This is a genomic window from Saccharothrix sp. CCNWYY140 (genome assembly GCF_037401995.1).
Lineage (GTDB): Bacteria > Actinomycetota > Actinomycetes > Mycobacteriales > Pseudonocardiaceae > Actinosynnema.
Genome location: NZ_JBBEGC010000006.1, coordinates 55,588 through 69,537, shown reverse-complemented (window position 1 = coordinate 69,537; position 13,950 = coordinate 55,588). Strand labels below are relative to the sequence as shown.

At 71.6% G+C, this 13,950-nt stretch carries 13 protein-coding genes and 1 pseudogene; 8 read left to right on the top strand and 6 right to left on the bottom strand.

The genetic code is table 11. From position 1 onward, the window contains the following. Positions 1 to 33 precede the first annotated feature (33 nt). The 5 genes from WBN91_RS05555 to WBN91_RS05535 are packed head-to-tail and all read left to right on the top strand — an operon-like array spanning position 34 to position 5,430. Complete coding sequence (locus WBN91_RS05555; protein ID WP_337722406.1) at positions 34 to 966, top strand: fumarylacetoacetate hydrolase family protein; 933 nt, start codon at positions 34 to 36, stop codon at positions 964 to 966. Beyond that, the gene (locus WBN91_RS05550; protein WP_337722407.1) at positions 963 to 2,825 is read left to right on the top strand and encodes an acyl-CoA synthetase; all 1,863 of its coding nucleotides are present in this window, start codon (positions 963 to 965) and stop codon (positions 2,823 to 2,825) included. The genes WBN91_RS05555 and WBN91_RS05550 overlap by 4 nt, the downstream gene beginning before the upstream one ends. Next, positions 2,822 to 3,163, top strand: a complete 342-nt coding sequence (locus WBN91_RS05545) for a DoxX family protein (RefSeq protein WP_337722408.1) — start codon at positions 2,822 to 2,824, stop codon at positions 3,161 to 3,163. Before WBN91_RS05550 ends, WBN91_RS05545 begins: the two co-directional genes overlap by 4 nt. Continuing rightward, on the top strand, positions 3,160 to 4,743 hold the full coding sequence (gene mhpA / locus WBN91_RS05540; protein WP_337722409.1) for a bifunctional 3-(3-hydroxy-phenyl)propionate/3-hydroxycinnamic acid hydroxylase MhpA: 1,584 nt from the start codon (positions 3,160 to 3,162) through the stop codon (positions 4,741 to 4,743). Before WBN91_RS05545 ends, mhpA begins: the two co-directional genes overlap by 4 nt. A gap of 33 nt (positions 4,744 to 4,776) precedes the next feature. After that, entirely contained in the window at positions 4,777 to 5,430 is a 654-nt protein-coding gene (locus WBN91_RS05535) for a TetR/AcrR family transcriptional regulator (protein WP_337722410.1), read from the top strand. A 55-nt stretch (positions 5,431 to 5,485) separates the two neighbouring features. On the opposite strand, the gene WBN91_RS05530 is transcribed toward WBN91_RS05535, so the two are convergent. From WBN91_RS05530 to WBN91_RS05520, 3 genes are read right to left on the bottom strand one after another with little or no spacing between them, the layout of a single operon-like run. Beyond that, the gene (locus WBN91_RS05530) at positions 5,486 to 6,580 is read right to left on the bottom strand and encodes a catalase family protein (RefSeq protein ID WP_337725440.1); all 1,095 of its coding nucleotides are present in this window, start codon (positions 6,578 to 6,580) and stop codon (positions 5,486 to 5,488) included. A gap of 17 nt (positions 6,581 to 6,597) precedes the next feature. Further along, positions 6,598 to 7,923: a Dyp-type peroxidase gene (locus WBN91_RS05525; protein WP_337725439.1), complete on the bottom strand. Its 1,326-nt coding sequence runs from the start codon at positions 7,921 to 7,923 to the stop codon at positions 6,598 to 6,600. A gap of 5 nt (positions 7,924 to 7,928) precedes the next feature. After that, a complete protein-coding gene (locus tag WBN91_RS05520) occupies positions 7,929 to 8,537 on the bottom strand; it encodes a hypothetical protein (RefSeq protein ID WP_337725438.1) in 609 nt (202 codons plus the stop codon). A gap of 299 nt (positions 8,538 to 8,836) precedes the next feature. Here WBN91_RS05520 and WBN91_RS05515 point away from each other — a divergent pair, with 299 nt between their 5' ends. Next, positions 8,837 to 10,120, top strand: a complete 1,284-nt coding sequence (locus WBN91_RS05515) for a DUF2399 domain-containing protein (protein WP_337725437.1) — start codon at positions 8,837 to 8,839, stop codon at positions 10,118 to 10,120. Positions 10,121 to 10,204: 84 nt separating this feature from the next. On the opposite strand, the gene WBN91_RS05510 is transcribed toward WBN91_RS05515, so the two are convergent. Both WBN91_RS05510 and WBN91_RS05505 read right to left on the bottom strand, forming a co-directional pair. After that, positions 10,205 to 10,963: an ABC transporter permease gene (locus WBN91_RS05510; RefSeq protein WP_337725436.1), complete on the bottom strand. Its 759-nt coding sequence runs from the start codon at positions 10,961 to 10,963 to the stop codon at positions 10,205 to 10,207. Next, on the bottom strand, positions 10,960 to 11,883 hold the full coding sequence (locus tag WBN91_RS05505; RefSeq protein WP_337725435.1) for an ATP-binding cassette domain-containing protein: 924 nt from the start codon (positions 11,881 to 11,883) through the stop codon (positions 10,960 to 10,962). Before WBN91_RS05505 ends, WBN91_RS05510 begins: the two co-directional genes overlap by 4 nt. Positions 11,884 to 11,967: 84 nt before the next feature. On the opposite strand from WBN91_RS05505, the gene WBN91_RS05500 reads away from it, so the two are divergent. Then, positions 11,968 to 12,753, top strand: a complete 786-nt coding sequence (locus tag WBN91_RS05500; protein ID WP_337725434.1) for a TetR/AcrR family transcriptional regulator — start codon at positions 11,968 to 11,970, stop codon at positions 12,751 to 12,753. Here WBN91_RS05500 and WBN91_RS05495 read toward each other — a convergent pair. Further along, on the bottom strand, positions 12,714 to 12,917 hold the full coding sequence (locus WBN91_RS05495; RefSeq protein ID WP_337725433.1) for a hypothetical protein: 204 nt from the start codon (positions 12,915 to 12,917) through the stop codon (positions 12,714 to 12,716). The two genes, WBN91_RS05500 and WBN91_RS05495, sit on opposite strands and share 40 nt — an antisense overlap. A 729-nt stretch (positions 12,918 to 13,646) precedes the next feature. Between WBN91_RS05495 and WBN91_RS39115 the strand changes: the two are divergent. Continuing rightward, positions 13,647 to 13,814, top strand: a pseudogene (locus WBN91_RS39115) (cellulose binding domain-containing protein); the annotation flags it as partial. Positions 13,815 to 13,950: the final 136 nt, after the last annotated feature.

Below are 13,950 nucleotides of genomic sequence, written 5' to 3'. Positions count from 1 at the left end.
CGCCCCGAACACCGTGAGTTCCAGGGAGAACCGTTGAGCACCTCGATCCTGCGCACCGCCGACGCCTGGTACGTCGCCACCGGCGGCGGGGCCGCGAAGATCACCACCGCCGCCACGACCACCGCCGAGCTGCTGGCCGATCGGCAGGCGATCGCCGCCGCCGCGGGCGGGCCGACCGAGCGCGTCGAGGACCTGGCGCTGGTCTCGCCGGTCACCGCGCCCTGCCGGGTGGTCGCCCAGATGACCAACTTCGCCTCGCACGTGACCGACGCGGGGATGGACCCGAAGACCGTGCCGCTGACGTTCTTCCGCAAGGCGTCCGGGTCGATCAGCGGACCGCACGACGACGTGGTCAAGCCGGCGCACGTGACGCTGCTCGACTACGAGGTCGAGATCGGCCTGGTGATCGGCCGAACCATCCCGGTGGGCACCACCATCGACCACCTGCACGAGCACGTGGCGGGCCTGGTGGTCACCAACGACGTGTCCGCGCGCGACATCCAGCTGCCGCAGACCCAGTTCTACGAGGCCAAGTCCTACCCGAGCTTCACCCCGGTCGGACCCGTGCTCGTCCTCCTCGACGCCGACGAGCTCAAGCGGTTCGACGACCTGCGGTTGACGCTGTCGGTCAACGGCGAGCCCCGCCAGGACGCGGTCGTCGGCACGGACATGATCTACCGGCCGCCGGCGGCGCTGCGGGCGCTGACCCGCTTCCAGCGGCTGGACCCCGGCGACCTGGTGCTGACCGGCACCCCGGCCGGTACCGCGCTGTCCGCGCCGCCCAAGGCCGTGGAGAAGATCGCCGCGCTGCTGCCTGCGGCGGTGAAGTGGAAGTTGTTCTTCAAGGGGCAGGCGAAGAACCCGAAGTACCTGGCCGACGGCGACGTCGTCGAAGCCCGCGTGGCCACCGACGACGGCGCGATCGACCTCGGCACCCAGCGCACGACGGTGAGGTACGCGCGATGACCGACGACCTGCTGTGGCCGCACTACGCCGGCCCCGCCGACCTGGCGGCGATCGAGGCCGTGCCGCTGGCCGACCGGGGGCTGCCGGAGTCGACCTACGCGCTGCTGGCCCGCGCGGCCGAGCGGTGGCCGCAGCGCACGGCGGTCAGCGTGCTGCCCGAGGCCGCCCGGTGGCGCGAGCCGGTCGACCGGACGTTCGCCGACCTGCTCGCCGACGTCCACCGCTATGCGAACCTGTTGCACGACCTGGGCGTTCGGCGCGGTGACGCGGTGGCGCTGATGTCCCCGAACTGCGCGGACCTGGTGCCCGCGACCCTGGCCGCGCAGCTGGCCGGGATCGCCGCCCCGCTCAACGGCAACCTCTCCCACGGGCACCTCGCCGAACTGCTGCGCCTGTCCGGCGCGCGCGTCCTGATCACCGCCGGACCGGAACTGGCGCCACAGGTCTGGGAGACCGCCCAGTCGCTCAAAGGCGAACTCGACGCGATCCTGGTGCTGCGCCCGACCGGAGCCGCCGGCGCCCCGGCCGCGCTGCCCGCCCTCGACGGCGTGCGCGTGGGCTACCTCGACGACCTCGCCGCCGACCGTGACCCGCACGCCTTCGCCGGACAGCCGCCGCTGTCGTCGGACCTGGCCGCGCTGTTCCACACCGGCGGCACCACCGGTTCGCCGAAGCTGGCCGCGCACACGCACGCCAACGAGGTCGCCGACGCGTGGATGATCGCCATCGACTCGCTGTTCGACGCCGACTCGGCCGTCTTCGCGGGCCTGCCGCTCTTCCACGTCAACGCACTCGTGGTCACCCTGCTGGCGCCGCTGTTCAAGGGGCAACGGGCGGTGTGGGCCGGTCCGCTGGGCTACCGCGAACCCGCCCTGTACGGGCAGTTCTGGCAGATCGTCGCGCACTACCGGATCACGGCGATGAGCGCCGTGCCCACCGTGTACGCGGTGCTCGCGCAGTGCCCGGTGGACGCCGACATCACCAGCCTGCGCTTCGCCCTGGTCGGCGCATCGCCGCTGCCGGCCGCGGTGCGGGAAGGCTTCCAAGCCCGCACCGGCGTCACCCTGATCGAGGGCTACGGGCTGACCGAGGCCACCTGCGCCAGCGTGCGGGGCTTCGGCGCCGGCCCGCGACCCGGGGCGGTCGGCCAGCGGATGCCGTACCAGCGGGTGAAGGTCGTCGAGCCGGGCACCTGGGAGGAACTGCCGCCCGGCGCGACCGGTGTGCTGGCCATCAGCGGACCGACCGTGTTCCCCGGCTACGTCGTCGCCCACGACGACCGCGGGCACGTCGTGGACGGCTTGGGCAAGCTGGTCGACGGCTGGCTGGACACCGGCGACCTCGCCCGCGTGGACCCCGACGGGTTCGTCAGCCTGGCCGGCCGCGCCAAGGACCTCATCATCCGCGGCGGCCACAACATCGACCCCGCCGTCATCGAGGACGCGCTGCTGGCGCACCCCGCGGTGACGGCCGCCTGCGCGGTCGGCAGCCCGGACGAACACGCCGGCGAGGTCCCGGTCGCCTACGTCACCCTCGCCCCCGGGGTGGCCACGACCGAAGAGGACCTGCTGGCCTGGGCTGCCGACCGCGCGCCTGAGCGCGCCGCCGCGCCGAAGGCCGTCACGGTGCTCGACGCGCTGCCCGTGACCGACGTCGGCAAGCCCCACAAGCTCCCGCTGCGCGCCGACGCCGCCCGCCGCGCGATCGGCGCCGTGCTCGCCGGGGTCGAGGTGGACGCGGTGGTGGAGGACGGTTCGGTCGTCGTGACGGTCACGGTGCCGTCCGATGTGGACGAAGCAGCGGTGAAGGACGTGCTCGGTCGCTTCGCGATCGCCTCGCGGGTGGAGGTGCGGCTGTGATCGCGTTGGCCGTCCTGCCGGCGGCGCTGTTCCTCGTGCTCGGCACGGCGAAGCTGCTGGCGCTGCCACGCATGCGGGCGCTCGCCGCGCACGCCGGGTTCTCCGTCGCGGCCTACCGGGGCATCGGCGCCCTGGAGGTGGCGGGTGCCGCGGGACTCCTGGCCGGACCGGCGGTGCCCGTCCTCGGCGTGGCGGCGGGCGTGGGCCTGTTGCTCCTGCTCGCCGGCGCGGTGGTCGTGCACGTCCGCAAGCGGGACGGTGTCCGCGAACTCGTCCCGGCCCTGGTCTGCGCGGCCCTCGTCGCGGGCTACCTGGTGGCGCTGGGGATGGCGTCGTGAAGACCACCGTGGTGATCGTCGGCGCGGGACCCACCGGGCTGACCGCCGCGACGCTGCTCGCCCGCTACGGCGTCGACTGCGTGGTGCTGGAGCGGTGGGAGTCGGTGTACCCGCAGCCCCGCGCGGTGCACTTGGACGACGAGGTCTACCGCATCCTCGGGCGCCTCGGGCTGGCCGACGCGTTCGCCGCCGTCTCCTGGCCCTGCCACGGGCTGCGCCTGCTGGACCCGGACTTGCGCGTGCTGGCCGAGTTCCGGCGCGCCCCCGGCGCCGGCCGCCACGGCTACCCGCAGGCGACCATGTTCGACCAACCCGACCTGGAACGGCTGCTGCGCGCCGGCCTGGCCGCGACCCCCGGCGCCACCCTGCGCGGCAACACCGAGGTCACCGGCATCGCCCAGGACGGGGCCGGGGTCCGGATCGAGGTGACCGATCGGGTCACCGGCGAGCGCGACACGATCCATGCGGACTACGTGCTCGGCTGCGACGGCGCGAACAGCCTCACCAGGACGGTGATCGGCGCGAGGATGACCGACCTGCGGTTCGACCAGCGCTGGCTCGTGGTCGACATCGCCACCACCGCCGACCTCGACCACTGGGAAGGTGTGCACCAGGTCTGCGACCCCGACCGCGCCGCCACCTACATGCGCATCGGCGAGACCCGCCACCGCTGGGAGTTCCGACTGCTGCCGGGGGAGAGCGGCGAAGAGTTCCGGAACCTCGACCGGCTGCACCCGCTGATCGCGCCGTGGACCGGGGACGTCCCGGCCGACGACCTGGAAGTCGTCCGCGTCGCCGAGTACACCTTCCGCGCCCAGGTCGCCGACCGGTGGCGGGACCGGCGGGTGTTCCTGCTCGGCGACGCCGCCCACCTCACCCCGCCGTTCATCGGCCAGGGCATGGGCGCCGGGCTGCGCGACGCCGCCAACCTCGCCTGGAAACTCGCCGGCGTCCTCGACCGAACGTTGCCCGAGAGCGCGCTCGACACCTACGAGACCGAACGCAAGCCCCACGCCCGCGCCATGATCCGGCTGGCCAAGCTGGTCGGCACGGCCATGACCGGGGGCAACCGGCTGGGTGACCTGGTTCGCCGGGTGCTGGCACCGCGCCTGGCGCTGCTCCCCGGCTTCTCCGGGCACGTCCTGGACAGCGAGACACCGCCGCTGCGGCTGTCCGGTGCGCTGCCGCGGCCGGGGCGGTCGCTGGTCGGCCGGCTGTGCCCCAACGCGGTTCTCGGGGACGGGCGGCGCCTCGACGAGGTGGCCGCCGGACGCTTCGCCGTGGTCACGACGGACCGGCCCTCCGCCGCGGATCGTGCGGCCGTCGAACGGCGCGGTGCGGTGCTCGTCGTCGCCCACCCCTCCGGGGAACTGGAGCGGTGGCTGCGCGCGGGCCGGGGCCCCCGCTCCGCCGTCGTCCGCCCGGACGGCACGGTGCTCGACGTCGACCGGACCCTCGCCCGGCTGTGCCGGGGCCTGCCCCGGTTCGACAGGCGTCTCGGCACGGCCGTGGCCGGGCCGGAACGCGTCGACGACGCACGCAGGCCACCGGAGCGCCCTGTGAGTTCCAACATTGATTAATCCATCATTGTTGTGATGCAGTACCTTGGAGGTATGGCAACCCCACGACCCGGCAGCGCCGAACCCGTCAGCCGCACCGAGCGGCGCAAGGCCGCCACGCGGCAGAAGCTGATCGACGCGGCGCGACGGTTCCTGGCCGGCGACACGCACTCCACGGCGAGCATCCAGGACATCACCGACGCCGCGGACGTCGGCTTCGGCTCGTTCTACAACCACTTCTCCAGCAAGTCCGAACTCTTCGAGGCCGCCGTGTCGGAGGTCCTGGAGGAGCTCGGGCAGTTGCTCGACGAGCTGAGCAGCGCGGTCGAGGACGCGGCGGTGGCGTTCGCCCAGTCGGTCCGCTTGACCGCGCGCTTGGCGGTGGCGCGGCCGGAGACCGCGCAGGTGCTGGTGCGCCACGGGATGGCCTACATCGACGCCCGGGAAGGCCTCGCGCCGCGGGCACTGCGGGACATCGAGGCCGGCGTCGCGTCCGGCCGGTTCCGCGTCGGTGAGCCGCGGTTGGCGCTCGCGACGACCGCCGGCGCGTTGCTGGCCGTCTTGCACGTGTCGCTGGCGAACCCCGACGGCGTCACCGACGCGACGTGCGACGAGGCCGCCGAGCAGTTGCTGCGGATGCTGGGGGTGCCGCTCGACGAGGCGCACGAGATCGCGACGGCGCCGCTACCGGCCCTCGACCGGCTCTGACGGACGTGGCCCGCACCCGGGAATCGGGCGCGGGCCACGTCCGCTTTGGTGGGGATCAGGCCGGCAGTTCGTCGATGCCGGCCGGCTCGTGCTGCTCGACCCCGTTGTAGCCGTGGCGGAAACCGCTGGACTGGGCGTAGGCGCGGCGGCGGGACCGCATGATCGAGCCGAGCGGGCGGTGGGCTTCGAGGGCGTGCCACGGGTTGAACGAGAGGACGTCGTCGGCGTAGCGGCGGCGGGCGTCGCTGTAGGCATCCTGGGCCGGCAGGTGGATCGTCGCCACGACCTGGTGCGGCGACAGTTCTTCCGGCCAGAGCACGGAAGCGTCCTCCACGGGCATCCTGTCGACGTCGACGCACAGCTGGGCCCGCAGGTCGTACTCGGCGTCGTCGCGGCTGAAGAAGTCCACGACCAGGTCGCGCAGCGCGGACTCCCCGCCCTTCTTGTCGATCGGTGTGCCGGTCAGCGCGCGGACGTTCGGCGAGCGCGGTGCCGCGGACAGCTTGGCGACGTGGTCGCCGTACCGGAGCGCGGCCATCGAGTGGAACGTCTCGCCCAGGATGTGGTTGTTGGCGGCGGCCAGGGTCTCGACGCTCGGCGGGATCGGCCGCCGGACGCCTTTCAGCACGCGGGCGGCCGTGCGTGCGGCCAGACCGGCGATCTGGAGTTGCGCGTCGCTCTGGCCGGGCTGCTTCTCCAAGATCTTCTGGAGGTCGGCGTAGGCGCCGATGGTGCCGAACGGCAGCGTCGGGTGGTTGACCAGCAGGAAGTCCTGCGTGGAGAACCCGTCGTCGATCGCGCGTGCCCCGGGGACACCCAGGACCTTGATCGCGAAACCGCGCTGGACCGGGACCTGGTCGGAGCGCAGGTCGCCGGGCGCGGTGGAGAACCGGACGATCACCGGGTAGGTGCGCGGTTGCGCGAACAGGCCCTGCGCGAGGTGTTCCGGCAGGTTCGGCCGCACCCGCAGCTCACCGGCGAGGATGCCGTGGCTCTTGGCGTGGGCGTCGCGCAGGCCGTGCCGGTGTTTGGCCGCGACCTGCTCGTTGGCGTGCTGCATCGCGGCGACGACCTGGCGGGTGAGTTCTTCCTCGTTCGGGAAGGGCTTCTCCAGCTCCGGCCCGTAACGGACGTACGTGGTTGTCGACATCGGTTCTGATCTCCGGGTCAGCTGCTGAGCCAGCGGATGGCGGAGAGGCTCGGCATGAAGAAGTACTCGCCGCCCCGCAGGGTGTTGAAGCTCTGGATGCCGCGCACGCGGCGCGGAGGTGTGCCGGGCACGGTGAAGTAGGCGTCGCGGTCCTGCAACGAGATCAGCGGGTCCTTCTCCTTGCCGAGACCGACGAAGTTGCCGGAGTTGACCCACTCGCTCTGGAGGAACTCGACGTTGTCGATCGCGCGCGCCCCGAGGGCGATGAAGTCGAGCCCGCGATCCCGGCCGTCGTCGGACAGCGCGGTGGTCGGTTCGCCGAACGAGGTGCTGCGCCGGATGATCCGGCGGATGTTGACGTCGCTGAGGACTTCGAGCTTGGTGTCGCGCGGGTTCATCCGCCGGATGTGGGAACCCAACGGGGTCTTCAGCCCACGCGGGTCGTCGGCGTAGTCGAAGTCGTTGATCCGGCTCGGGTTCCCGCCCAGCGCCGGGTCGTCGCCGGTGGGCGCCAACGCCAGCGGCGCGCCGCTGCGCCAGCGGCCCACCAGCTTGGCCGCGAGCAGTTCGCGTTCCTGCTCGGTGCGCCCGTTGTCGCGCAACCACCGGTTGAACGCGGCGACGTGCGAGTGGTACTTGCGGAACACGACGTAGGTCCCGTTGCGCCCCAACACGTCCGGTGCTGGCATCGACAGCGGGTGACCGGTCTCGCTGGGGTGCCCCAGCACGAACTCACCCGCCCTGATCGGCCGTCCGTCGCCGGGCAGCGGCTCGGCTCCGCTGCCCTCGACCACCGGCTGGGAGAACCCGTCGCGGTAGCCGAACACGTTGAACCCGTTGGCCCCGAAGTCCTGGCGCGACAACAGCCGCACCCCGGTCAGCCCGCGCAACCGCTGTTCGTAGGCGGTGACCTCGGCGTGCCAGTCGTCCCGGGTCGCGGCGTAGACGGTGACGGCCAGGTGCACACCCGGGCCGCCGAACGGGGCTTCCCAGTGCTCCGGGGCGTTGGGGCCGGTGTCGCGCAGCCGGGCCGCGCGAGCGGCCATGCCGGCCCGGAAGTTGGCCGGGAACGAGTCGAGCGACGACTGCGGCACGCCGAGCGCCACGAGCCCCTGGTAGCTGATCGCCAGCGCCAGCCAGGACGGCCGGGGCTCGTCCCAGCGGGCCGCGGAGGTCACCTGCGGAGCCAAGCGCCGCAACAACTCCCTGCCGGCCGCGGGATCGGTGATCTCGATGATGGCGTGCGTGCCGAAGTAGGGCTCGGGCCGCGCGCGCAGCACCGTCGCCTGGATGTCGTCCAGGTCGAGCGTCGGACGCCTCCTCAGGCGTCGGAAGACGTCCACGGCCGTCAGTTGAGGTCGCCGAGGAACTTCTGCACCGCGGCGTCGAGCCGCTTGAGGCGGTTGGCCTCCGCGACGGTGACGTTCGGGTGCGACACGAACCACGCCTCCGCCGGGATCTGGTACTTGACGATGAAGTCCTTCACGTCCGGCGACGTGATGCCCGGCCAGCCCTCGACGTTGCTGAACAGGTAGTCCATGAAGTCCGGGATCTTGGTGGCGAAGTCGTCGATGTAGGGGTCCCACTCGCCGTCGTACGCGGTCGCGAACAGCAGCTTCGTGTCGTTGTCGAGGAACACGAACCGCATGTTGTGCAGCGTGCCGACCTGGCCCGCGCCCGAGAGGTTGCCGCTGACCAGCCGGAAGAACTTCCGCAGCCGCTCGGCGCCGTTCGGCTTCAACGGCATGATGACCGTCAGCTCCGACACCTCGCCGCTCTGCGCGCCGACCCGGCCCGCGGTGGTCACGGCGTGCTCGGCGATCTCGTCCTTGTCCGCCAGGAACTCCGCGATCCGCAGCTTCAGCGCGATCTTGGCATCGGTGAGCACGTTGTCGACCTTCTCGCGCACCGCCACGGGCAACTTCTCGAACTTCGTCTGCATCTCCTGCGCCGTCATCAGGCACCTCCTCCATTTGGGCGACCGAGTGGACCCCGATCGGCTCGACACTCTCATCATAAGTGATGATGTCATCAGGCATGTCGTACTGCAAGGTGACGGCCGTTACCGGCGGTGGATACTCCGTAACGATCGATCACGCTCGGTAGCAGCGGCATGGTCGAGCCCGGCCCAGGGCTGAAGCGCGACGGGCAGCTCGCCCGGGCACTGCGTACGGGTGTCAACGAGTTCCTCGGCAAGGACGTGTCCGCGGAGACCCTCCTCGCCGTCGCAGGCACGCTTCTCGGTCGCACGATGCCGTGCGCGGGGACGCCCACGCGCTGGATGACGGCCAGGTGACCGCGGCCGTGGTCCTCCGCGCGGTCGCCGCCGCCCGCCGAGACCTGTGGAGTGCGGTGGGGGGCAGCCCCGACGCGGTGTCGGGCGCCTTGTCGACGTGGGCGGCGCGTCCACCAGGCGACGACCCGTGGTCGGTGATGATGCGCGCCCGTGCCGACCTCGGTCTGGTCACCCACGTGACGGCGCAGGAGTGGCGCGCTGGCGCGAACCGCCCTTGGGTGGTCGCCGGGCAGGAGGTGTTCGCCTGCGAGAACCCCCAGGTCCTCCAGGCAGCGGCACGGGCGGGTACGTCGATGCCGTTGTTGTGCACCTCAGGCAACCCCGTCACCGTCGCACTGCACGCGCTGGACCGGCTCATCGCCGATGGCGCCACCGTGAGGTACCACGGCGACTTCGATGTCGCGGGTATCCAGATCGCCAAGCGGCTGTTCGACCGAGGCGTGCGGCCTTGGCGGTACGCGGGCGGTGACTACCTTGATGCGGTCGTTTCGGCTCGTCTCCCGCTCGGCGGTCCGGTGCCGGACACACCGTGGAGCCTCGGACTGGCCGAGGTGCTCGCCGCCTGGGGTTCGCGGAGGTTGACCGGGCCCGACGACGGGGAGGTCACCCGGTTCCTGGAGCACGGGCGTGAGACGGCGGTGGTGCGGCGGTCGAGCAACGGTGGAAACGGCGCCGCCTTGCATGCCTACTACGCGTTGGGCGCGGTGTTCCGGTACGGGGTCGATCATGAGTTGATCGGTGTGCGGCAGAACGTGATGGACCGGGTGTCCAAGCCGGACGAGGCCGACTCCAAGCGGCACGGGCTGAGCCCGCAGCTGGTCGCGGAGATCCTCACGGCGGCGCGAAGCACGGGCAACGACCGCGCGCTGGACGCGCTGATCCTGCGGTTCCACCTGGAGACCGCCTGCCGCACCGGCGGTGCACTCGCGCTGCGGCGGCGGGACCTGGGCCTCGACCAGTGCCTGGTGCGGCTGCGGGAGAATGGCTTTACGCAGCGGTGGCAGCCGGTGTCGCCCACGCTGATGGAGTACCTGGACCATCACGCCCGCGAGCAGGGGGCGCGTGACGAGGACAGCCGGGTGTTGCGCTTCTCCAACGGCGATCCGTTGACCAAGAAGCGGTACGAGACGCTGGGGAACCGGGTGGGCAAGCACGTGGAGAGCGTGCGGGTGCTGGGCATCACCGCGCACTGGCTGCGGCAGCACGGCCGGACCGTTCACCATCACGCCACCGCGGCGCGGTAGTCGCGGTTGTCCTGGGCGAGGTGTTCCAGGTGCCGGCCGATTGCGCCCACAGCCTCTTCAAGCCCTACAACATCACCCTTGACGTCAGTCCGCGGTACGCCGGCGGTACAGGAAGGTCGCCAGGAGGAAGGAGCCGACCAGCAGACCGCCCGACCACACCAGGGCGAGCGCCGCGTTGGACCCGATGGGCGTCCCGGTCAGCAACCCCCGCACGGTTTCGATCAGGGGCGTGATCGGCTGGTGCTCGCTGATCACCCGCAGCACCGCGGGCATCGTCCCCGGCGGCACGAAAGCGCTGCTGAGGTAAGGGAGGAACAGCATGATGAAGCTGAACGCGCTCGCCGACTCGACCGTCTTCGCGACCACCCCCAGCGCCGCCGCCAACCACGACAACGCCAACACGTACAGCAGCACGGTCCCGGCCGCCGCCAGCCACCCCGCGAGATCGGCGGTCGGCCGGAAACCCATCAGCACGGCCGCCGCCACCACGATGGTCGTGGACAGCGCGTTGCGGGTCACGCTCGCCACGACGTGTCCGGTCAGCAGCGCGAAGCTGTCGACCGGCATGGACCTCAGCCGGTCGACCATGCCGTTGGACATGTCGTCGGCGACGGACATCGCGGTCGACGCGGCGCCGTACCCGGTGCACAGCAGGATGATCCCGGGCACCACGTAGTTCACGTAGGCGGTGCCGGTCTTGATCGCGCCGCCGAAGACGAAGACGAACAGCGTCATCATCAGCAGGGGCAGGAGGATCGACATGATCAGCGTGTCGACGTTGCGCCGGCTCAGGCGGATGCTGCGGCCGATCAGCGTCGCCGAGTCGGCGAGGGCGTGGCTCATGCCGGGGCTCCTTGCGGTGCGGTCAGGGCGAGGAACACGTCGTCGAGGGTCGGGCGGTGCGACGAGACGCGGGCCACCGGGACACCGGACCCGCGCAGGTCGTCGAGCAGGCGGTGCAGGTGGGCGGCGGTGCCGTCGGACGGGACGCTGAGCAGCAGGCGTGCCGGGTCCGGGAAGCCGTCGAACAGCGCGGTCGCGGCGTCGAGGTCGGCCACCGTGTCGAAGGACAGGTCCACGCGGTCGCCGCCGACCTGGGCCTTGAGGGCGTCGGCGGTGCCTTCGGCGGCGACCTTCCCGCGGTGCAGCACCACGATCCGGTCCGCGAGCCGGTCCGCCTCCTCCAGGTACTGGGTGGTGAGGAAGATCGTCGTGCCGGTGTGGACGAGGTCGCGGATGGCGTCCCACATCGTCGCGCGGCTCGCCGGGTCCAGGCCGGTGGTCGGCTCGTCGAGGAAGATGACCTCGGGCCGGGCCACCAGGCTCATCGCGAGGTCCAACCGGCGACGCATGCCGCCCGAATACGTCTTCACCCGCCGGTCCGCGGCCCCCGCCAGGTCGAACCGCTCCAGCAACTCCGCCGTGCGGCGACGCGCTCCACCCCGCCCCAGGTGCCGCAGCCGACCGATCATCGCCAGGTTCTCCCGGCCGGTCTGCTCGGCGTCCACCGCCGCGTACTGCCCGGTGAGGCTGATCGCGGCGCGCACCCGGGCCGGGTCGCGCAGCACGTCGTGCCCGGCCACGCGGGCCTGGCCGCCGTCCGGGCGGGACAGCGTGGTGAGGATGCGGATGGTCGTCGTCTTGCCCGCGCCGTTCGGCCCGAGCAGGGCGAACACCGACCCGGCCGCCACGCGCAGGTCCAACCCGGCCAGCACGACCGTCGGTCCGTACTTCTTCCGCAGGTCAGCGGCTTCCACGATCACGGCGTCCCCCTCTTTGCGTATGGCCTACGCAAATTAGCGTAGCTCATACGCAATTACGGGCGGAAGCCCTAGAATCTGGAAGCGATGACCGAGATGCCCGCCGACTTCGCGCTGCTCTGGGGCCTGCGCGACGCGCCACGCCGAGGCCGCCGACCGACCCTGACGGCGGCCGACGTCACCAAGGCCGCCATCGCCGTGGCCGACGCGGAGGGCCTCGGCGCGGTGTCGATGGCCCGCGTCGCGGCCGAACTGGGCAACTCGACGATGGCGCTCTACCGGTACGTGAGGAGCAAGGACGAGCTGCTCACGCTCATGTCCGACGCGGCGCTGGACGACCCGCCCGAGCTGCCCGCCGGCGGCGACTGGCGCGCAGGCATCACCCTGCTGGCCCGCGGCATGCTCGACGTCTGGAACCGCCACCCGTGGTACGTGCAACTACCCGTCAGCGGCCCCCCGGCCGGCCCCCGCAACCTCCAGTGGTTCGACCGCATCCTCAGCACCCTGACCGACACCCCGCTGGACGAGGGCGAGCAGGTAGGCGTGGTGATGGGCCTGCTCACCTTCGTCCACGGCGAAATGCGCCTGCGCTCGGAACTGGCAGCCGGCTACCGCAACAACCCGGAATCCTTCGGCCGCGCCTACGGTGCGGCCCTCAGGCACCTCGTCGATCCGCGCGAGATGCCCGCCCTGCGCCGAATCGTCGACGCCGGCGTCTTCGACTACGACACCCTCTACGACGAACCCGACCTGGACGCCGACTTCACCAAAACCCTCGACCTCTACCTAGACGGCGTAGCAGCCCACATGGCACGCCTTGCCCAGGATCGCTCTCAAAGCACGGGCGGCGACAGCCGGTACCCCTCGGTGTAGTAGTCGCCCGTGCGCCGACGGTGCTCGTCCGCGTCAGCATCCGGGTCGTACTCAGGCGCGTTCTTGATCTGCTCCTTGGTGCGGTCCACGTAGACCTTGCGCTCCTCGTGGTCCACCCGGTGCACAGTCCCCAGCTCACCGATGATCTGTTCGGTTCGGGACACCCGGCTCATCCAAGACCATCCGGTCTGTGCGTCGACCGCACAGTCCCCGACCGCAGTCGCTGGTGCCGGCGGCGGCTCCCGGTGACCGCTCACCCGGTGCTCGACGCGGCCCCGTCGAGCAGTCCGCGCACGCGGGCCGGGGGCTGCCCCATCGCCTTGGCGGCCTCCTCCAGGGATGCGCCTGCGTCGAGACCGGCGCGGATCATCATGACCTGGAGCTCCTGGATTGGATCCGGTCGGGTCCGGCGTCCTGCGCCGACCACGTCCAACACCAGCCGTCCGCCGTCCTGCGCAGGGTGTGGCCGGCGGCGTCGCGATCGCCGAACCGTGTGCGCTTGTACAGCAAGGGTTCTCGGTTTCGACTCTTGCGCCGACGCCGGGGGCAAGAGGCTGGCAACCCCGGAGGGGGCCACTCACGGACACCACGCGGGCCCGGTCCTCGTCGTCGCTGGGTGCGGTGGTCCAGCCTGTCATCCAGACATCGTTCCTGTGGGGCGTCGCAGCTTTCGCTTGTACGGCGGCGGGTGTGGTCTGGAATGACACCTTTTCAAACTCGGCGTTTCCGATGAACGTGGCCCCGTCGAACGAGGCGTCGCGGTGAACGTGGTCCGTGGAGTACTAGGGACCGAGGTCCCGGCCGGGAGAGCACTCCGCTCCTCGCCGGGCCTGCCTTTTTCAGGGGACCGTTGGGAGGAGAAATGACCCAACGGAAGAGGCGACCAACGCGTCGTCAACGGCTGGTCGGCGCAGTGGTCGCAGTCGGGACAGGCGGTCACCGCCCGCGACGAGGGCCACAACGCCCGGATCGCCCCTGGCGACTCGGTGACCATCGGCTTCACCGGATCAGGCACCGCGACCGCGCCGACCACGTTCAGGGTCAACGGCACACCCGCCTGACCCCCACACCCACGACGCCCCTGCGAAGCCCGACAGCGCAGGGGGGCGAGCGGGGTCACCGGTGGCGGCCTGCGACCCCGCTCGCACAGAAGCGGTGGCGTCGTCCCGGATCAACCGGGGCGGCGCCACCGTGGGC